Origin of the sequence: Glutamicibacter sp. BW78 (assembly GCF_002332245.1) — a bacterium.
In the GTDB taxonomy this organism is placed as follows: Bacteria; Actinomycetota; Actinomycetes; order Actinomycetales; family Micrococcaceae; genus Arthrobacter_H; species Arthrobacter_H rhombi_A.
In genome coordinates, this window is record NZ_NRGU01000042.1 from 142,827 (window position 1) to 161,718 (window position 18,892).

The window sequence follows — 18,892 nt, forward strand, 5'->3', positions numbered from 1 at the left end:
GTCAGAGTTCGCAGGAAACGCAGTTTTCAACTTCGGTGCCCGTCAGGGCCATCTGCCGCAGCCGGATGTAGTAGAGCGTTTTGATGCCCTGGCGCCAGGCGTGGATCTGGGCCTTGTTGATGTCACGGGTGGTGGCGGTGTCACGGAAGAACAAGGTGCAGGACAGGCCCTGATCCACGTGCTGGGTGGCCGCCGCGTAGGTGTCGATGATCTTCTCGTAGCCGATCTCGTAGGAGTCCTTGAAGAACTCCAGATTGTCGTTGTCCATATGCGGGGCCGGGAAGTACACGCGTCCGAGCTTGCCCTCCTTGCGGATCTCGATCTTCGAGGCGATGGGGTGGATCGATGCGGTGGCATTGTTGATGTAGCTGATCGACCCGGTCGGGGGCACCGCCTGCAGGTAGGCGTTGTAGATCCCGTGCTTTTGCACGGATTCACTCAGCTCCTGCCAGTCCTGCCGGGTCGGGATGTCCACGCCGGCGTCCCGGAAGACGTCGCGGACCTTCGCCGTGGCCGGCTCCCAGACCCTTTCGGTGTATTTTTCGAAGTAGGAACCGTCGGCATAGGAACTGTTCTCGAAGTCCCCGAAGGCCCGTCCGCGTTGGATCGAGATCCGGTTCGAGGCGCGCAATGCGTGGTAGGTGACCGTGTAGAAGTACATGTTGGTGAAGTCCACGCCCTCCTCGCTGCCGTAATGGATGCGCTGGGAGGCCAGATAGCCGTGCAGGTTCATCTGCCCCAGGCCGATCGCATGGGAGAGCTCGTTGCCGTGGGCGATGGAAGGGACAGCGTCGATATCCGAGAGTTCCGAGACACTGGTCAGCCCGCGCACCGCGGTGTCGATCGTGGCCCCCAGATCACCGGAGGCCATGGCCGCGGCGATGTTCAGCGACCCGAGGTTGCAGGAGATGTCCCGGCCGACGTCTTGGTATCCGATCGCCCGGTCGTAGACCGACGGGGCATTGACCTGCAGGATCTCCGAGCACAGGTTCGACATGTTGATCCACCCCTTCAGCGGGTTGGCGGCATTGACCGTGTCTTCGAACATCACGTACGGATAGCCGGATTCGAACTGCAGTTCGGCAATGGTCCTGAAAAATGCCCGTGCGCTGATGGTCTTCTTCCCGATCCTCGGGTTCGCGACCAAGTCGTCATAGTGTTCGGTCACCGACAGGTCGGACAGTGCGGTGCCGTATTCCCGTTGGACGTCATAGGGCGAGAACAGGTGCATCTCCTCGCCCCGTTTAGCGAGTTCGAAGGTGACGTCGGGGATGACCACACCCAGCGAGAGGGTTTTAATGCGGATCTTCTCATCAGCGTTCTCCCGTTTGGTGTCCAGGAACGCCAGGATGTCTGGGTGGTGGGCGTGCAGGTAGGCGGCGCCGGCGCCCTGCCGGGCGCCGAGCTGGTTGGCGTAGGAGAAGGAGTCCTCCAGGATCTTCATGACCGGGACGACGCCGGAGGCCTGGTTCTCGATCTTCTTGATCGGCGCCCCCTGCTCACGCAGGTTCGTCAGCAAGAGTGCGACGCCACCGCCACGTTTGGAGAGCTGCAAGGCTGAGTTGACGCTGCGCCCGATGGATTCAAGGTTGTCCTCGATGCGCAGCAGGAAGCAGGAGACGAGTTCCCCGCGCTGGGCTTTGCCGGCATTCAGGAATGTCGGGGTGGCCGGCTGGAACCGTCCGCTGAGCATCTCCTGGACCAGACTGCTGGCCAACTCCTCGTCCCCGCGGCCCAGGAACAGGGCGGTGGAAACCACCCGGTCCTCGAAGGATTCCAGGTAGTTGTTGCCGTCGAAGGTCTTCAGGCTATAGCCGGCATGGAACTTGAAGGCTCCCAGGAAGGTCGCGAAACGGTAATCGTAGGCGTAGGCGCTGCGATAGAGGTCCTTCACGAACGACCAGGGGTAGGCGCGGATGGGCGCCTCCTCGTAGTAGTCGTTGGCAACGAGGTAGTCGATCTTGGTTTCGAGGTCGTCGAAGCGGATCAGCTGCGGCTCGACCTGGCCGCAGAGGTAGGCCTCGACCGCCTCATGGTCCTTATCCAGCTGGATCGAACCGTCTGCGGCGAAGAGGTTCAGTTGCGCGTTCAGCGCGTGGTAGTCCTTGCGGGCGCCGATGCCCTCGGTGGTGGGCTCCATGATGTCGGTGGTCATGCGTACTCCTCGAGTGGTGTGGTGGCGTGGTGGTTGTGCCAGAAGCTGGAGAGGCCCTCGCGGACCCTGTGTACGTCGCGTTCGGTACCCAGCAGTTCGAACCGATACAGCTCGGGCACCTGGCATTTATCGGAAATGACCGCGCCGGCCAGGCAATAGTCCTCACCGAAGTTCGTGTTCCCGGCGGTGATCACCCCGCGCAGCAGGCCGCGGTTGACGGGATCGTTGAGGAAACCGATCACTTGCTTCGGCACTGCGGTGGAACGGTGGCCTCCCCCGTAGGTGGGTACGACCAGGACGAACGGACGGGACACCCGCAGGTCTCCCTCGACCCGGGGGCGCAAGGGAATCCGCGCCGCGGGCAGGTCCAGCCGTTCAATGAAGCGTCGGGTGTTTCCTGAGACGCTGGAGAAATACACCACCTCCGGCAAGGTGTCCTTGTCGAGCGGGGTGGACGCCGTGCGCCCGGCCCCGTCCAAACGCCCCGATTCAGTCGTCTTCATGCGCAAGGCTCCTTGGCTCCCGCCGTGGCGGCGGATCTAGATGTTGTGGTCAGTAGACCCTTGGTGGCCTACATCTAGTAATAACACCTTGCTGGAACATTTGTCTACGTGACCTCGTAGTATTTAGTTCGAAGCGCCAAACTTTGTGATTACCTCTGAGATGCCCCCGCAGGAAATGCCGGACCATTGAAGCTCAAGAGCATGAAAACAGGGATTTGCGTGCGGAAATGCGCTTGACGTCGGCGCCCCGGACAGTGGTCCGGGGCGATATGACAGCACAGCGAGGGGGTGCACCTGGCACCCCCTCGCCGGGAGGAGTATCTGCTGTTGTCCTTTTCCGATCAGTCGGGACGACGTTTGGGAATGGTGTCGACCTTCTCCCAGCCGCGCCGGACGTCCCGCGATCCCGCATGGGCATCACGGCTGCGGTAGAGGACGTAGGGGCGGAAGATGTACCCCACTGGCGCCGTGAAGACGTGCACCAGGCGGGTGAAGGGCCACAGCGCGAAGAGGAAGATGGCGATCAGCGCGTGGAACTGGAACGTGAACGGGGCATCGACCATCAAATCGGGCTGCGGGTTGAAATAGAAGATGCTGCGGAACCAGATGGAAACGCCTTCGCGGTAGTTATAGGCTCCAGCCACGCCCGAAACGGTATTGGCCAGTCCTGCCACGATGACCAGCCCGAGGGTGAAGTACATCGTCTTGTCCATCTTGGTGGTGGCGCCCAGTACGGCCTTGGTGAAGCGTCGCCGATACAGCAGCCCGATGAATCCGACGATCGTGAAGACCCCCGCGATGGCTCCGACCGAGATCGCCATGAAGTGGTACATCCCTTCAGAGATCCCGACGGCATCGGTCCAACTTTGGGGAATTCCCAAACCCATGACGTGACCGAGGAAGACCGCCAGGATGCCGAAGTGGAACATGGGGTTCGCCCAGCGCAGGATGCTGCTCTCATACATTTGGCTCGACCGTGAGGTCCATCCGAACTTGTCATAGCGATACCGCCAGATGTGTCCGAGGATGAAGATGGTCAGACAGATATAGGGAAAGATCAGCCACAAAAAGACATTCAACGGGTCGTCCATTACATGCCTCCCGGCATCGGCGCCAGATCCGGCGTTCCATAGGTGTCCAAGCCGACTTCCTCTTCTTCGGGACCCTCGGCGATCAGCCGTTGCACGGCTTCGTGGTCCTTGCCCTTCAGTGCTGGCAAGGTGGCGCACACGGAATCGATGGCCCCGAACCACGGGGATTCCACTTCCCGCAGATGTATCCGCAGCAGCTCTAGGCCTGCCCGGTTGTCGAGGATGATCTTCAGCCCCGCCTTGACGTCGGTCATGGCCCCGAATTCCAGAACTACGCACAGGTGGTCTGGCAACTGGTCGTCGGTCAACGTCAGGCCGGCCTTCACATAGACCTGTTTGATGCGCAGGAGCGCCAGGCCCCGCTTCCGGGTCTCCCCATTGGAGAAATAGGTCAGGAATAAACACCCCCGACGGCGGGTATCGAAGGTGTCGACATACTCACTCTGGATCTCGCGCAGCGTCCCCTGCTGTAGATGACGGATCGTCTTCTGCAAGCCGGCACCGACCTTGGCGGGCAGGCCGGCGGCCACTTCACTGAGCAGTTCCAGCCGCGAGAACAGTTCCTCATCGGGATAGTCCAACAGGATGGATGCTGACTGCCAGATCCCGGTGAGCTGTTCGGCGGAATATTTGAGTGCTGGGGCCTTGGGCGGTGTCATGACGAGGTTCCTCCCTGCGTGGAAGCCGCCGAACCCGACGGTGTTTCGGGGAACAAGCCCTCGGGTGTGCCTTGACCGTCCCAGTTCAACAGATTGATCCGCACTCCTTCGGGACGTCCCGGTACGTCGGGGGAACCGATGCCTGGATCCTTGCCCTGATCTGGGTCTTGGGCGAAAGAACCGTCCATGCCGCCCATGCCCGGACCGCCGTCGACGTCGAGCGAGCACTCGGTGGCGATGTTCTCCAATTTATGGGCGTCTTCGTAGTGGGCTGACGGGATGACATAGCGTTCTTCGTATTTCGCGATGGCCAGCAGACGGTACATGTCCTGGATTTCCTGGCCGGTCATGCCCACCGATTCGGCAATGGACTCCTTGGGTTCCCATCCCATGTTGATATCGCGCATATAGGAGCGCATGGCCGCCAACTTATGCAGCACCAGATCCACCGGTTGGGTGTCCCCGGCCGTGAAGAGACCCGCGAGATATTCGACGGGAATCCTGAGCTTGTCGATGGCCGCGAACAGGTTGTCCTGCTTTTCGGCGTCTTCGCCGGTGTCGCTGACCGCGTCCACCACCGGTGAGAGCGGCGGGATGTACCAGACCATCGGCATGGTGCGGTACTCCGGGTGCAACGGCAGGGCCACCTTGTACTTATTGATCAGCGCGTAGATCGGAGAACGTTGGGCGGCCTCGATCCAGTCCTCCGGAATCCCGGCCAGCGCCGCCTCGCGCATGACCTCGGGATCGTTCGGATCCAGGAACACCTCGCGTTGGGCTTCATATAGGCCGTGCTCGTCCGGGGTCGACGCGGCTTCGAGCACGCGATCGGCGTCGTAGAGCATCAGGCCGAGGTAGCGCAGGCGCCCAACACAGGTTTCCGAGCAGATCGTGGGTTGGCCGATCTCGATGCGCGGATAGCAGAACGTACACTTCTCGACCTTGCCGGTCTTGTGGTTGAAGTACATCTTCTTATATGGGCAACCACCCACGCACTGCCGCCAACCGCGGCAACGATCCTGGTCCACCAGCACGATACCGTCCTCTTCACGCTTATAGATGGCGCCGGTGGGGCAGGAGGAAACGCAGGAGGGGTTCAGACAGTGTTCACAGATGCGGGGCAGGTAGAACATGAACGTCTGTTCATATTCGAATTTGATCTTGTCCCCGACCTTCTGCAGGATCGGGTCGTTATGCGTGTTCTCCACCGAACCTGCCAAGTCGTCGTCCCAGTTGGACGACCACGTGACGGTGGTGTCCTGCCCGGTGAGTAACGATTTGGGCCGTGCCACCGGCATATGGTCCTGGGCGGGAGCCGTGGTCAGGTTCTCGTAGTCGTAGGTCCACGGCTCGTAGTAGTCCTTGATGCCTGGCAGATTGGGTGCGGCGAAGATGGTCATCAGGTTCTTCAGCCGGCCTCCAGCCTTGAGCTTGAGCCGACCACGTTTGGTCAGCGTCCAGCCGCCTTTCCACTTTTCCTGGTCCTCGTAGGTGCGTGGATACCCCTGACCGGGCCGGGTTTCGACGTTGTTGAACCAGATGTGCTCGGCTCCCGAGCGGTTCGTCCAGACCTGCTTGCACGTGACCGAACACGTGTGGCATCCGATGCACTTATCGAGGTTCATCACCATTGCCATTTGGGCCATGACACGCACTAGTACGTCACCTCCTGGTTGCGGCGACGAATGACCGTGACTTCGTCGCGTTGGTTTCCCGTCGGCCCCATGTAGTTGAAGGCGTAGGTCTGCTGGGCGTAGCCGCCGATCATATGTGTGGGCTTGATCATCAGACGGGTCAGCGAGTTGTGGTTGCCGCCGCGCTGGCCGCTGGTCTCGGAGATGGGCATATCGATCAGCCGGTCCTGCGAGTGATACATGAACACGGTGCCCTCGGGCATCCGGTGCGAGACGATGGCTCGTGCGGTGGTGGTGCCGTTGCGGTTGACGGCCTCGATCCATTCGTTGTCCCTGACACCGATCTTCTCGGCATCCAGCGGACTCATCCAGATTCCGGGGCCGCCCCTGAACAGCGAGAGCATGAACAGGTTGTCCTGGTATTCGGAGTGGATGGACCACTTATTATGCGGGGTCAGGTATCTGACGGACACGCCCTTGGAGGAGGTGGAACCGATGGCCGGTTCATCGAATAGCGCCGTCATGTCCAGCGGTGGCCGGAAGATCGGCAATCCCTCCCCCAGTTCGGTCATCCAGTCGTGATCCAGATAAAAGTGCATCCGGCCGGTCAGGGTATGCCACGGTTTGAGCCGTTCAACGTTGATGGTGAACGGGGAGTACCGCCGGCCGCCGGTTTCAGAACCTGACCATTCGGGTGAGGTGATCACCGGCGCCGGACCGTTTTGTGTATCGGCGAACGTCACCCGGTGGCCTTCGTTCTCCGAGGACAAGTCGTGCAGCAAGGTGCCGGTGCGTTTTTCCAGCGTTTTGAAACCCTGGGTCGCCAAATGTCCGTTGGTGGTGCCGGAGAGGGTCAGGATCATCTCACAGGCCTGGTAGTCCTTGAGGATGTCGGGGCGCCCATGGCCCGCACCTCCCCTCACGGTTCCGTTCTTGATCTTTAGTTCTTCGATTTCCCGGCTCACGTCAAAGGTGATGCCCTTGGTCGTGGCCCCGAGCGTGTCCATCAGGGGTCCGATCGAGCGCATCATGTCGCCGATCTTCGTGTAGTCGCGTTCGACTTCGATGATCTTGGGCATGGTGACCCCGGGCTCGGGCTCACATTCGCCGTATTTCCAGTCCCTGACCTTCCCATGTGGGGAAACCATCGCATCGGGGGTGTCATGGGTCAGCGGCGCCGCGACGACGTCGGTCTGCTTGCCCAGGTGCGGTTCCGCCAGACGGCTGAACACCCGGGAGATTTCCTGCCAGGCGTCCCAGTCCGTACGGGATTGCCACGGCGGGGCGATGGCCGGGTTGAAGGAGTTCACGAACGGGTGCATGTCAGTGGTGGACAGGTCGTACTTCTCATACCAGGTGGCCGCCGGGAGCACGATATCCGAGTGCAGCGTGGAGCTGGTCATTCGGAAGTCCAGCGTGGTGAGCAGGTCGAGTTTCCCCGTCGGAGCCTTCTCCCGCCACTTCACGTCCTTGGGGCGGAAGCGTTCTGCGGTCTCCTCGGCACTGATGGTGTGCGAGGCCCCGAGCAGGTGGTTCAGGAAGTATTCGTTGCCCTTGGCCGAGGAACCGATCAGGTTCGAGCGCCACAGCGAGAGCACCCGGGGGTAGTTATCGGGGGCATCCGGGTCCTCGGCGGCGAAGTTCAGCCGACCCGCCTTGATCTCGTCAACCACGTAGTCCTTGGCCGACTGCCCCTTTTCCCGAGCCTGGGCCCCGATGACCAGCGGGTTGCGGTCGAAGGTCGGGTAGGAAGGCATCCAGCCCAGCCGTGCCGATTGGGCGATGATATCCGCCGTCGTCTTTCCGGCGAGCTGCCCCTTGCCGGTTTGGGCGGTCAGGGCATCGGCACCGAACTGGTCATAGCGAAACTGGTCGGTGTGGAGGTACCAGTAGGCCGTCTGCACCATGTTGCGGGGAGGACGCAGCCAGTCCAGTCCGTTTGCGAGTTGGTTGTATCCGGTCAGTGGACGGACCTTTTCCTGTCCGACGTAGTGCGCCCAGCCGCCACCGTTCACGCCCTGGCAACCGGTGACGGTCGTCAAGGTCAGGAAGGTGCGGTAGATGGTGTCCGAGTGGAACCAGTGGTTGGTGCCGGCTCCCATCAGGATCATCGAGCGGCCCTTGGAATCCTCGGCGTTCTGCGCGAATTCCCGACCGATGCGTTCGCAGGCCTCGGCCGTGACGCCGGTGATATTGGCCTGCCAGGCGGGGGTGTTCGGCGATTCGGCGTCGTCGTAGCCCGTGGGCCACTCCCCCGGCAGCCCGGGGCGCCCCACACCATATTGGGCCAGCATCAGGTCAAAGACCGTGGTAACCAGCCGTCCGGCCACTCGACGGGCCGGGACGCCGCGGCGGATGACACCGATATTGCCCTGGCCGGCGTCGAAGCGTGGCATGTCGATGGAGACGTTTTCGTCGGCACCATCGATCAGGGTCAGCTTGGGGTCGATATCCCCGAGGTCCAGGTTCCATTTGCCCTCACCGGTTTCGCCGTAGCGGTGCCCGAGGGTGCCCGGGGGCACCACCAGGCGGTCGGTGGCCGCATCAACCAGGACCGTCTTGAATTCGGGGTTCTCAGCCTCCGGCTCGATCTCTCCGTCCAGGTCGGCGGCGGTCAGGAACTTGCCGGCAGTAAACATCCGTTCTCCGTCGGCGTCCTGCGCTTCGTCGAGGGTGACCAGGAACGGCAGGTCGGTGTACTTCTTCACGTACTGGGTGAAGTAGGGGGTCTGCCGGTCCACGTGGAATTCCTTGAGGATGACGTGCCCCATGGCCATGGCCAAGGCACCGTCGGTTCCCGGTTCGGCGGGCATCCATTCATCGGCGAATTTGGTGCTGTCGGCGAAGTCGGGGGAAACGACAACCACTTTTTGTCCCCGGTAGCGGGCTTCGATCATCCAGTGGGCATCGGGGGTCCGCGTCACCGGGACGTTGGTGCCCCAGATGACCAGGTAGCCGGCATCCCACCAGTCCCCGGATTCGGGTACGTCGGTCTGGTCGCCGAAAACCTGGGGGGAAGCGACCGGCATATCGGCGTACCAGTCGTAGAAGCTGAGCATGGACCCGCCGATGAGGTTCACGAACCGGGCACCTGAGGAGTGCGAGACCATCGACATGGCCGGGATGGGCGAGAACCCTGCCACTCGGTCGGGACCGTATTTGCGGATGGTGTGCACATGAGCCGCCGCGACGATCTCGACCGCTTCGTCCCATGACGCGCGCACCAGACCGCCCTTGCCCCGGGCGCTCTTATACTTCACGGCCCGCTCCGGGTCCTCGGTCAGATCGGCCCACGCCAGGACCGGGTCCTTCAGCCGGGCTTTGGCCTCCCGGTACATCTCCAGCAGGACGCCGCGGATGTATGGGTAGCGGGTTCGGGTTGGCGAATAGGTGTACCAGGAAAAAGAAGCGCCGCGCGGGCAACCGCGCGGCTCGTATTCCGGCTTATCGGGGCCGGTGGTGGGGTAATCGGTGGCCTGGGTTTCCCAGGTGATGATGCCGTCCTTGACGTAGACATTCCAGGAGCACGACCCCGTGCAGTTCACCCCGTGGGTCGATCTGACCACCTTGTCGTGGCTCCAACGATCCCGGTAGAAGGAATCACCGGACCGACCACCGACCTTGAGTAGCGTGCGCCCATCGGGCGAGACGACTTCCTTCGGTTTGAAAAACCTCCGGGTCCTGATCAGCGCATCTTGTAGTCCGCTATTCATGGTCGTGCTCATGTCGGCCCTCCCGCATTCGCCGTATACGGCCCGCCATGAGGCCGTATGCCTCCTCGGACAGGGGGTTTCCGAAGCCGGTGGAATCAAAGACCCCGCGTCGATGAAACTCACAGTAGCAGGGAAAAAATGAGACCACCATCACATAGTCGCAATCAACAAAACTGCAGGTGACAGGGGAAATTCTTCACGCTCTCAGGTTCCGGCCCGCGGAGGGAACGACGAAGGCCGCCCCCGCGGGAGCGGCCTTCGAAGAGCTGATCGGCGCGGACGCGGCTCAAGGGGAACCGGAACCATCACGCTCGCGGGTCGCAGGTCAGCCACCGTGGGCTAGGCGAAAGGCAGCACCAGTTCGGCGTAGCGTTCCTTCACGGTGGCCAGCACCTCGTGGCCGTCGGCATCCCAGATCTGCTGGTTGAAGATCTCCACCTCGATGTCACCGGTGTAGCCGGCATCGCGGACCCAGGAGCCGATGGTGGCGAAGTCGATGACCCCGTCGCCCATCATGCCGCGGGAGAGCAGTGCGTCGGCGGCGATGGGCAGGTTGAAATCGCAGATTTGGTAGGAGGCGATCCGCTGTTCGCGGCCGGCCCGCTCAATCTGCGCCTTCAGATCAGGGTCCCACCAGACGTGGAAGGTGTCCACGGCGACGCCGACGGCTGCCGGATCGTAGGGTGCCGCCAGGTCCAGGGATTGGCCTAGCGTGGAGATCAGGGCCCGGTCTGCCGCATACATCGGATGTAGCGGTTCAAGGACCAGTCGCACCCCGTGTTCGACGGCGAAAGGCACCAAGTCCTTCAGGCGGTCGGCCACGCGTTGGCGGGCCGCGATGACGTCCTTCTCCCCCGGGGCTAGACCGCCGACCACCAGGAACAACTCGGTGGTGCCCAGCGCCACGGCCTCTTCGATTGCCGCGCGGTTATCGGCCAGCGCCGCGGCCTGGCCTTCGGCATCGGCTGCCGTCAGGAATCCTCCCCGGCACAGCGAGGAGACCCTCAGGCCGGCGTCGCGGATCAGCTGCGCCGATTCCGCGAGACCGTGGTCCGCGACGATGTCCCGCCAGGGGCCGATCGCGGGGATGCCGGCGCGGACGCAGCCGTCCACGACCTCGGGCAGGGTCCACTTCTTGGTGGTGGCGCTGTTCAGGGCCAACCGCGAATAATCGCTCATGCGCCCACCCCATTGGCTTGCAGGAACGTAGACATCCGGGCCGCTGAGCGCTCAGGATCCAGGAGCAGCCCGGCGGCGTCGGCGAGTTCGAACGTCCGGCTCAGGTGCATCAGCGACCGGCCAGAATGCAGGCCGCCCACCATCTGGAAGCCAGGCTGCTGCGCGTTGATCCACGAGAGGAACGCAATGCCCGTCTTGTAGTAGAACGTGGGGGCGCTAAAGATGTGCTTTCCCAGTTCCCGGGTCGAGTCCAGGGTGGCTCGTGCCGCCACCGGATCACCGGCGTCGTAGCTTTGCAGCGCTGCGGAGGCCGCCGGATAGATGGCTGCGAAGATGCCCAGCAGTGCATCGGAGTGGTGACTGCCGTCCCCGTCGATGAGTTCGGGATAGTTGAAGTCATCCCCGGTGTAGAGCCTGACCCCTGCAGGCAGTGAGGCCCGTAGTGCGACCTCGTGGCCGGCGTCGAGCAGGGAGACCTTGACCCCGTCGATCTTCTCCGCATGACCGCTGACCAGCGAGGAGAACGTATCGGTCGCCGTGGCGACGTCATCGGAGCCCCAGTAGCCGGCCAAGGCCGGATCGAACATGGTGCCCAGCCAGTGCAGGATCACCGGTTGCTTGGCCTCACGCAGCAACGTCGAATAGACGTGCAGGTAGTCCTCGGCGTCGGTGGCCACGGCGGCCAGCGCACGGGAGGCCATCAGGATGGTCTTCGCTCCGGCCTCCTCCACCAGGGCCATCTGCTCGCGGTAGGCCTCGAGCACGACGTTCAGCCCGGCAGGGCCCGAGGGGACGGTGGCCAGGTCCAGCTGGTCGGTTCCCGCGCCGCAGGCGAGCAGATCGCGCACCGATTTGCCGGCGGTGGCGGAGGCCTTTGAGGAGACCACTGCCGCGGCTTCGGCGGCACTGCGGCGGATCAGTTCTCCGGTCGCGGCCCAGTCCAGACCCATGCCGCGCTGGGCGGTGTCCATCGCATCGGCGACACCCAGGCCGTAAGACCACAGTTCGTGGCGGTAGGCCAGGGTGGTATCCCAGTCCAGTTGCGCCGGGGCGCCGGGCACGTTCTCGGCGCGCACGTCGGGGATGACGTGGGCCGCGGCGTAGGCGTGCCGGGAGGTGATCGGGGTGCTGGGTTTGAGCCAGGTCCGCGCCTCGGCGAGCTGGTGCCTTCGGGTTCCACCGCCGGTAGCGGGAAGGATCAGCGAGGCCATCAGAGCGTGATTTCCGGGATGTCGATGGTGCGGCGCTCGTCATTGGACTGCAGCCCCAGTTCGGCGAGCTGGACGCCGCGTGCTGCGGACAGCAAACCGAAGCGGTGTTCACGTCCGGCGACGATATCGCGCAGGAACTCTTCCCACTGCAGCTTGAAGCCGTTGTCCAGCTCGGCGTTGGCCGGGACTTCCTGCCACTGGTCGCGGAAGGATTCGGTGACCGGCAGGTCGGGGTTCCAGACCGGCTTGGGGGTGTGGGCGCGCTGCTGGGCGACGCACTTATTCAGGCCGGCCACTGCCGAGCCGAGGGTTCCATCGATCTGGAATTCGACGAGTTCGTCGCGGTAGACCCGCACGGCCCAGGAGGAGTTGATCTGCCCGACGACCTCGTCGCCGGCGGGGGTCTCGAGTTCGAAGATGCCGTAGGAGGCGTCATCGGCGGTCGCGACGTATTCCTGGTCCTGCTCGTCCCAGCGGGCCGGGATGTGGGTGGCGGTCTTGGCGTTGACGCTTTTGACCTTCCCGATGATCCCCTCGAGGACGTAGTTCCAATGGCAGAACATGTCGGTGGTCATGCCCCCGCCGTCTTCCTTGCGGTAGTTCCAGGACGGACGCTGCGCCGACTGCACATCGCCTTCGAAGACCCAGTAGCCGAATTCGCCGCGGATGGACAGGATGCGGCCAAAGAATCCCTCATCGACGAGGCGGCGCAGCTTCACCAGCCCGGGCAGGTAGAGCTTGTCATGCACGACGCCGGCGGTCACCCCGGACTCGGTGCCGATGCGGGCGAGCTCGATGGCTTCGTCGAGGGTTTCGGCGGTGGGCTTCTCGGTGAAGATGTGTTTGCCGGCCTGCATGGCCTTCTTCAGCGTCGCGGCGCGCAGGCTGGTCATCGAGGCGTCGAAGACGACGTCGACGGTCGGGTCGTTGATGACCGCGTCCAGATCGGTGCTCCATTCGGCTACCCCATGCAGTTCTGCAAGTTCGCGGACCTTGGCTTCGTTGCGCCCGATGAGGATCGGCTCGACCTGGACGCGGCTGCCATCGGCCAGGGTGAAGCCTCCGGCGTCGCGGATCGGCAGGATGGATCGCAGCAGGTGCTGGCGGTAGCCCATCCGGCCGGTAATGCCGTTCATGGCGATACGGATGGTGCGTGGTGTCGAGCCCATGGGACCTCTTTGCTAGGGGTGGATGGTATGAAATCTGATCGGGAAAGCGCATTCCCGTTGTGTCCATCATGCCCATCCAAACAATGCTTGGCAAGCGCTTTCCCAAACTTTTCTGTCATGCGATACTGGAACTCTTGTCCACCATGTGAGCCGTGACGGCCGGCGAAGGGGTAGCGATGTCCGCAACGACACTGGCCGAGGTGGCCCGCAAGGCAGGAGTCTCCGCCGCCACCGCGTCCCGGGTGCTCAATGGTTCGGCGCGGATCCCCGGACCGGAGATTGCCGCAAACGTCCGGCGGGCGGCCCTCGAACTGGGGTACGTGCCCAATGCGCAAGCTCAGGGGCTGGCGAAATCCAGCTCGGGGGTCATCGGCCTCATCGTCCACGACATCGCCGACCCGTACTTCGCGGCCATCGCCCACGGCGTCCAGGAAGCTGCCCGGGAACGCAATAAACTCGTCATGCTCGCCACCACCGGCGGCACCCCTGCAGAGGAGGCCACCGCAGTCTCCGCCTTCGCCGCCCACCGGGCTGATGCCATCATCCTGGCGGGCTCGCGGACCACCGCTGCTGCGGACCGTGAAGCCAACAGCACCTTGGCCAACGAGCTGGACCTCTACTGCCGTAATGATGGCCAGGTGGCCGTCATCGGTCGCCCCGTGGAGGGGACCGGTTCCCCCGAACACCACCACGTCATCGCCATTCCCAACGAAGACCTGGCGTGTCAGCTGGCGGGCGCATTGGCCGCCAACCATCGCGGCCCCTTCCTGATTGTGGCGGGCCCCGAGGGCTTGGCCACCTCGGACGATAGGGTCCGTGGATTCCAACATGGTCTACACGCCGCGGGTGTTCCGGCGGCCGAGGTCTTGCATACCGGATTGGACCGAGCTGGCGGCCATGCCACCGGCGCCGAGCTGGCACCACGGGTCGCCGCGGCTCACCGGGAAGGGGCCCCTGTCTGCCTTTTTGCGGTCAGTGACGTGATGGCCATCGGGCTGGTCGCCGGGCTGCGTGAGGGCGGGGTCCAGGTTCCGCGCGACGCCGCCGTCGCGGGATTCGACGATATCGAAACGCTGCGGGATTTCCATCCCGGATTGACCACCGTGCGGCTACCGTTGCTGCACATCGGACGGATCGCCGTCGAAAGCACCGTGGCACTCCCTGGAGGTGCCGCCGGAGCCGAGCCCACCGTCACCGGCGAGCTCGTGCTCCGACGCAGCACCACCGCGGCGGGGCAGGGCTAACGCGGTATTAGTGCCGCGCCAGGCTGAACTGCACCGGCAGCCCGTCCCGGGTGCGGACCGCGATCTCGGTATGCCCCTGCCGGCCATGATCATGGCCGTGGCGTCCTCCATGATGGTCGTGGCCGCCGTGGCCCTTGCGGGAAGTGACCTTCACGCCGTCGACCTTTTCGGCTAGCTTCCAGGAGCCCTTGACCTTCACGGTCAGGGTGTGGGCCTGGCTCGCGTTTTCCCTCCAGGACACCACGTAGGGAAGGACTCCGCCGACGAAACGGCCCTTGGCATCGTATTGGTCCGGGTCTTTGCCCGAATACAGGCGGAGATCCGGATCCGTCACCGACATGACCAGACGGTTCTTTTCACGCCGGGTCATCAACAGCGAAGGAGTATCCACCCCTTCGATATCGCCCTCGAACCCGTGCCCCGCCTCGAAGACCGCGTAGCCGGTGATACCGGTCTCCCGATCGCGGACTGCATGCCGGTCGGAGCGCGCCTCCAACACCTCATAGGGGGCTCGCCGGCCGCCCATGGCTTTCGCGAAGGCCGCCGTTTGTTGTGGAGTCCGCCCGATCAACATCGCGTATTCATAGGAGCCGTTCCTCGGTTTGGTCCCATGGCTCAGCCACGCCGTGGCGAAGTCCCCACTGGTGGGTTCTCCGGAGCTCTGGTCCTTCGACTTCTGCGTGGAACGCTCGATCCCCAGGTGCTGCTTGGCCGGGATGTAGTAGCCATTGCCCTTCCCGTCGGCCAGCCATTGTGCATGCTTGGATTTCTTGCGCGATTTGCGCTCGAGCGGGAAGTCGGCGACGGGCCGGGTGGAGTCGATGTAGGTGGGCTCCGACGTCGCCGCCAGGTGGCTCTGGAACAGGGTCGTCCCCGTTTCGTTTCGGCGGTCATTGTTTTCGATCCCCGTACCCACCGCGATGACCCGCTCGTCGAAGAGGAACACCGATTTGCGGGCCCGGTGGCTGGGATCCCAGGAAGGGATCTCGTGCAGGTCCATGGCAAAGAGGCCGTGCCGGCCATCGATGTTGGTGGCCCCGCCGAAGCGCGAATCCGAGAGCGGCATGATTTCCACTCCGAGCCCGAGGTCGATGAACAGGTCATCAACCGGCTTATGGATCGCCGTCGTGCCCGGGAACCGCCCCCAATCCCAGCCTTCCTGGGAGAACCCGCTATCCAGCAGGGTGATCGGGTCGCCCGTGGACTGAACGTTGATCTGCCCGTAGGTGCCGTAGCGGCCATAGATATTGGCGTTTTCGTAGGTCTCCGAGCTCCACAGGTAGCGGTTGTGTCCGCGAACGGTCACCGACCAGTCCTCGCGGCGGTGCACTCCGAGGGCGCCGTAGTTGTAGGTCCAGTGGCCCGTCGGGGAATCTTCCACGGTGACCCCGGTAGCAGCCAATTTGGCGGCCAACCGCTGGTGGATCGAAGACTGCTTTTCCGGCAGCAGGCGTAGGAAGGCAGCCCCCAGTTCGGGGTCCAGGGCCTTCTTCCCGTCGGGCGTGCCAGCCTGGAACAGCCACTGGAAGGGATCGAGCTTGAGTGTTTGGCCCGCCTTCGGATGGCGGTTACACACGGTCAGCGACCATTCGAATTTATTGGCAAAGGTGCGCATCCCCAGCACCGCCTTTTTCAACAGGGAGTGCGCCGCCTCGGACAGACGGAACGACGTGCCACCCAGGACCATGACCATTGGCGCCAGTCCGGAGAGGCCATCAGCGCTGTAGGCGGGGTAGAACCCGACATGGTGGAATCCCGAGCCATCGGCCTTGATTCCGCCCTGCAAACCGTCACTTGGCTGCAGGGTGATATCGAGGAAGTCGCGGACGGCTGAGAGCCAAGCCGCCTGTTCGCCAGGAGTCTCCCGCAGCATGGCCGCTGCCACAAGGCCCCGGACATTCGTGTTGTAGATGTCCATGATGCCATCGCGTCGCAGCGGGCGTTCGAGAACGCGCCCCAGGCCGACGAACCAGTCGATATCGGCCCGGGCTTCCTCCAGCAATCCTTCATCCTGGAGGACGTCCTTCATGATAAAGACGGAGTCGTAGTACCCACGAATGTTGTATCCGAGATGGTGGACACTGCCCTGGCTACTGCCCTTGGCCCAACCCACGCGGCGAAGATGCAAGACGGCCCGGACGTACAGCTCGGCCACCAGCGGCCTGCGGGTGGCATCGGCACGTTCCCAGGCCCGGGCGATCTTCTGCATCAGATCCGTGAGCGTGCGCAGTTTGGCGCTTCCAGCCAGCGCAGCCAGTTCGGGGGCGATCTGAGGCGGGAAGATGGCCTGCTGGTTCAAGAAGACCGGTGTCGCCGGCCCACTGGTGGACCGCTCGGGAATGCCGAGCTTGGCCAGTTGCGCCGTCAGATCGGCCACCTGCGCGCCCGTGGTCGCGCCGCCACCGGTGAGGTAGGCCTCAAGGTATCTTGACTTCACCGTCGACACATCGGCCAGCAACGTCGCATCTGTGACCGGTGCCGGCGCCTGGGCATCCTGTAGTTCCTGGAACTTCAGCAGGGCGAGCCAATGCGCATTTTGCGCCGTATCGGCTTCCGGATTGACGAATGGGGCCTGCTCGCTCCGCATCGGATGGTCGGTGCGCATGGACATGTTCAGGACCAGCTGGTCCAGGAAGAGCGTCCCGGAACCCGAAGACGGGGCGACGAACCGCAGGGTATCCATGTCGCGGCGCGGTTTGCCTTTCAGGTCCTGGGCCAGGCGGATCCAGACGGTTCGCCAGCCGGTGAAGTCCAGATGGAGGTCGCACCAGGCGTCTTTGCTTCCCTGCCGGCCGAATTCCAGGCGCAGGGTGCCCTGGCGGGCCGTGGAATTGTAGATCCACAGGCCGAAGGTGCTGCACGATCCGAGCTTCGTCTCGTCGTCCTCCGGGATTCTGGAGTCCTCGGCGTCCAGTGCCGCATCGATCTGCAGGATGGAGCCGGCGGAGTAGTCCCAGCGGAGGGAGTGCTTGCCGATGATGGCCTGCTCGTCACTGATCGCGGGCTCCGCCCCCGAGACCGCAGTGACCTGCTCGGGCACCTTCGTTTCGAAGAGGAAGGTCGGCGGCTGCAGGGCCAGGGCCTTCGCTTCGACGTCACCGGGAACCGCGGGGGCCATCGGGGCCCGGGCACCGGCGGCTTGGGCGGGTGCGGCGCTGAGCGCGAACGCAGCCCCCGCGCTGGCGACGCTGCCGACCTTGATGAGGGTGCGTCGGTTAAATTCGAGGTTGGTCCAGTTCATTGTTTTCCAATCTTCTCCGGTACGCGAACGGGCGACCGGAAGGGCTTTCCATGAGCTCAATCTGGTAGACACCTCCGGCATTTCACCGGGTGCCTCCAGCTGGGACACGGTCAGTCAAGGTGACGTACACCATAGGAATAAATGAGCACCCCGAAGTTCTGTCCGGCCGCGCGGGCCTCAAGCCGGACGGCGGATTAGCTCGAGGACAGCGAGTCGAGGATCTTCCGGGTGGCGGCCAGCGCCTCGCCCAGCTCCGGCAAATCGGGGTTCCAGGCCTTCTCCCATTCCAAGGACACCCAGGGATCGACTCCGGTCGGCGCCTGTTCCCCGTACAGCCGGAGCATCTTCTCCAACGGGATGTCCCCCTCCCCTGGCAGGGTCAGGATCGGGGCATCGGCGGTGGAGCCACGGCGGGCATCCTTGAGCTGGAGGTACTCGATGCGCCCGGCGAGCGCCTTCACGGTCGCTTCGGGTTCCTCCCCGCGTTTCCACGGGTGCAGGACATCCCAAATGGTGCGCACCGCGCCCTGCGGCCCCAGGGGGAACAGGATGCGTGCGGCGTCGACCCCGCGTGGATGCGAATCATGAGTCTCCAATAAGAGCTGGACCCCATGCATGGCCGCCGGCCCTTCGGCCGCCGTCAGCCTCCGGACTGCATTTTCCTCCAGCTCAAAGGCCTCCTCGCGGTCGGCCTCGGAGGTTGAATCCAGTCCGGCACCGGGAAAGACCCTCACGGCCTTCGCCCCGATGTCTGCCGCGAGCCGCAGCGCGGCCTCGAGTTCCCGAAAGACGTCGATGTCCTTTCCGGGAGCGCAGATCTTGACATAGCTCCCCACCGCCAAGATGGTGATCCCGGCATCGGCGAAGGCGGTCTTGACCTTCCCACGCTCGGCGTCGTCCATGCTGGCGGAGATAATTCCACCCTCGTGCATCCGCAGTTCGACGCCGGTGGCCCCGTGCTCGCCGGCGAGCGCCAGCACTTCGTCGACATCGGCGTCTGGGCATCCCAACGTGGAGAAGGAAAGTTGCATGGGGCGTGGTGCTCCTTGGTATCGCTGACGGTGGTGTGCTCCATTGTTGGCCATGTTCCGTT

Annotated in this window: 12 protein-coding genes; 1 reads left to right on the forward strand and 11 read right to left on the reverse strand. The window is 63.6% G+C overall.

The window, feature by feature from the left end; all coding sequences use genetic code 11:
* Position 1: 1 nt before the first annotated feature.
* The 9 genes from nrdE to CIK75_RS15710 all read right to left on the reverse strand — a co-directional run bounded on the left by nrdE (position 2) and on the right by CIK75_RS15710 (position 13,314).
* Positions 2–2,155, reverse strand: a complete 2,154-nt coding sequence (gene nrdE, locus CIK75_RS15670; protein WP_086994391.1) for a class 1b ribonucleoside-diphosphate reductase subunit alpha — start codon at positions 2,153–2,155, stop codon at positions 2–4.
* Positions 2,152–2,586, reverse strand: coding sequence for a class Ib ribonucleoside-diphosphate reductase assembly flavoprotein NrdI (nrdI, locus tag CIK75_RS15675; protein WP_241895511.1), 435 nt, complete (start codon positions 2,584–2,586; stop codon positions 2,152–2,154). Before nrdI ends, nrdE begins: the two co-directional genes overlap by 4 nt.
* A gap of 413 nt (positions 2,587–2,999) precedes the next feature.
* On the reverse strand, positions 3,000–3,749 hold the full coding sequence (gene narI / locus CIK75_RS15680) for a respiratory nitrate reductase subunit gamma (protein WP_086994386.1): 750 nt from the start codon (positions 3,747–3,749) through the stop codon (positions 3,000–3,002).
* Complete coding sequence (narJ, locus tag CIK75_RS15685) at positions 3,749–4,408, reverse strand: nitrate reductase molybdenum cofactor assembly chaperone (RefSeq protein WP_086994383.1); 660 nt, start codon at positions 4,406–4,408, stop codon at positions 3,749–3,751. Before narJ ends, narI begins: the two co-directional genes overlap by 1 nt.
* On the reverse strand, positions 4,405–6,063 hold the full coding sequence (gene narH / locus CIK75_RS15690) for a nitrate reductase subunit beta (protein WP_086994380.1): 1,659 nt from the start codon (positions 6,061–6,063) through the stop codon (positions 4,405–4,407). Before narH ends, narJ begins: the two co-directional genes overlap by 4 nt.
* On the reverse strand, positions 6,063–9,767 hold the full coding sequence (locus CIK75_RS15695; RefSeq protein WP_086994377.1) for a nitrate reductase subunit alpha: 3,705 nt from the start codon (positions 9,765–9,767) through the stop codon (positions 6,063–6,065). Before CIK75_RS15695 ends, narH begins: the two co-directional genes overlap by 1 nt.
* Before the next feature lie 327 nt (positions 9,768–10,094).
* Positions 10,095–10,934: a sugar phosphate isomerase/epimerase gene (locus CIK75_RS15700; RefSeq protein WP_086994374.1), complete on the reverse strand. Its 840-nt coding sequence runs from the start codon at positions 10,932–10,934 to the stop codon at positions 10,095–10,097.
* The gene (locus CIK75_RS15705; protein WP_086994372.1) at positions 10,931–12,145 is read right to left on the reverse strand and encodes a dihydrodipicolinate synthase family protein; all 1,215 of its coding nucleotides are present in this window, start codon (positions 12,143–12,145) and stop codon (positions 10,931–10,933) included. The genes CIK75_RS15700 and CIK75_RS15705 overlap by 4 nt, the downstream gene beginning before the upstream one ends.
* Entirely contained in the window at positions 12,145–13,314 is a 1,170-nt protein-coding gene (locus CIK75_RS15710; protein ID WP_086994369.1) for a Gfo/Idh/MocA family oxidoreductase, read from the reverse strand. Before CIK75_RS15710 ends, CIK75_RS15705 begins: the two co-directional genes overlap by 1 nt.
* 176 nt (positions 13,315–13,490) lie before the next feature.
* On the opposite strand from CIK75_RS15710, the gene CIK75_RS15715 reads away from it, so the two are divergent.
* A complete protein-coding gene (locus tag CIK75_RS15715) occupies positions 13,491–14,558 on the forward strand; it encodes a LacI family DNA-binding transcriptional regulator (RefSeq protein ID WP_086994366.1) in 1,068 nt (355 codons plus the stop codon).
* Positions 14,559–14,565: 7 nt separating this feature from the next.
* On the opposite strand, the gene CIK75_RS15720 is transcribed toward CIK75_RS15715, so the two are convergent.
* Positions 14,566–17,799, reverse strand: a complete 3,234-nt coding sequence (locus tag CIK75_RS15720; RefSeq protein WP_158225983.1) for a chondroitinase family polysaccharide lyase — start codon at positions 17,797–17,799, stop codon at positions 14,566–14,568.
* Between the two features lie 194 nt (positions 17,800–17,993).
* Entirely contained in the window at positions 17,994–18,830 is an 837-nt protein-coding gene (locus CIK75_RS15725; protein WP_158225984.1) for a sugar phosphate isomerase/epimerase family protein, read from the reverse strand.
* Between the last annotated feature and the right edge of the window lie 62 nt (positions 18,831–18,892).

What these genes read in the sequence shown, in the direction of transcription:
- CIK75_RS15720 (WP_158225983.1), bottom strand. Translation starts at nt 17,799, where the DNA reads ATGAACTGGACCAACCTCGAATTTAACCGACGCACCCTCATCAAGGTC.
- CIK75_RS15725 (WP_158225984.1), bottom strand. Translation starts at nt 18,830, where the DNA reads ATGCAACTTTCCTTCTCCACGTTGGGATGCCCAGACGCCGATGTCGAC.
- nrdE (WP_086994391.1), bottom strand. Translation starts at nt 2,155, where the DNA reads ATGACCACCGACATCATGGAGCCCACCACCGAGGGCATCGGCGCCCGC.
- CIK75_RS15700 (WP_086994374.1), bottom strand. Translation starts at nt 10,934, where the DNA reads ATGAGCGATTATTCGCGGTTGGCCCTGAACAGCGCCACCACCAAGAAG.
- CIK75_RS15705 (WP_086994372.1), bottom strand. Translation starts at nt 12,145, where the DNA reads ATGGCCTCGCTGATCCTTCCCGCTACCGGCGGTGGAACCCGAAGGCAC.
- narI (WP_086994386.1), bottom strand. Translation starts at nt 3,749, where the DNA reads ATGGACGACCCGTTGAATGTCTTTTTGTGGCTGATCTTTCCCTATATC.
- CIK75_RS15710 (WP_086994369.1), bottom strand. Translation starts at nt 13,314, where the DNA reads ATGGGCTCGACACCACGCACCATCCGTATCGCCATGAACGGCATTACC.
- CIK75_RS15715 (WP_086994366.1), top strand. Translation starts at nt 13,491, where the DNA reads ATGTCCGCAACGACACTGGCCGAGGTGGCCCGCAAGGCAGGAGTCTCC.
- CIK75_RS15695 (WP_086994377.1), bottom strand. Translation starts at nt 9,767, where the DNA reads ATGAGCACGACCATGAATAGCGGACTACAAGATGCGCTGATCAGGACC.
- narJ (WP_086994383.1), bottom strand. Translation starts at nt 4,408, where the DNA reads ATGACACCGCCCAAGGCCCCAGCACTCAAATATTCCGCCGAACAGCTC.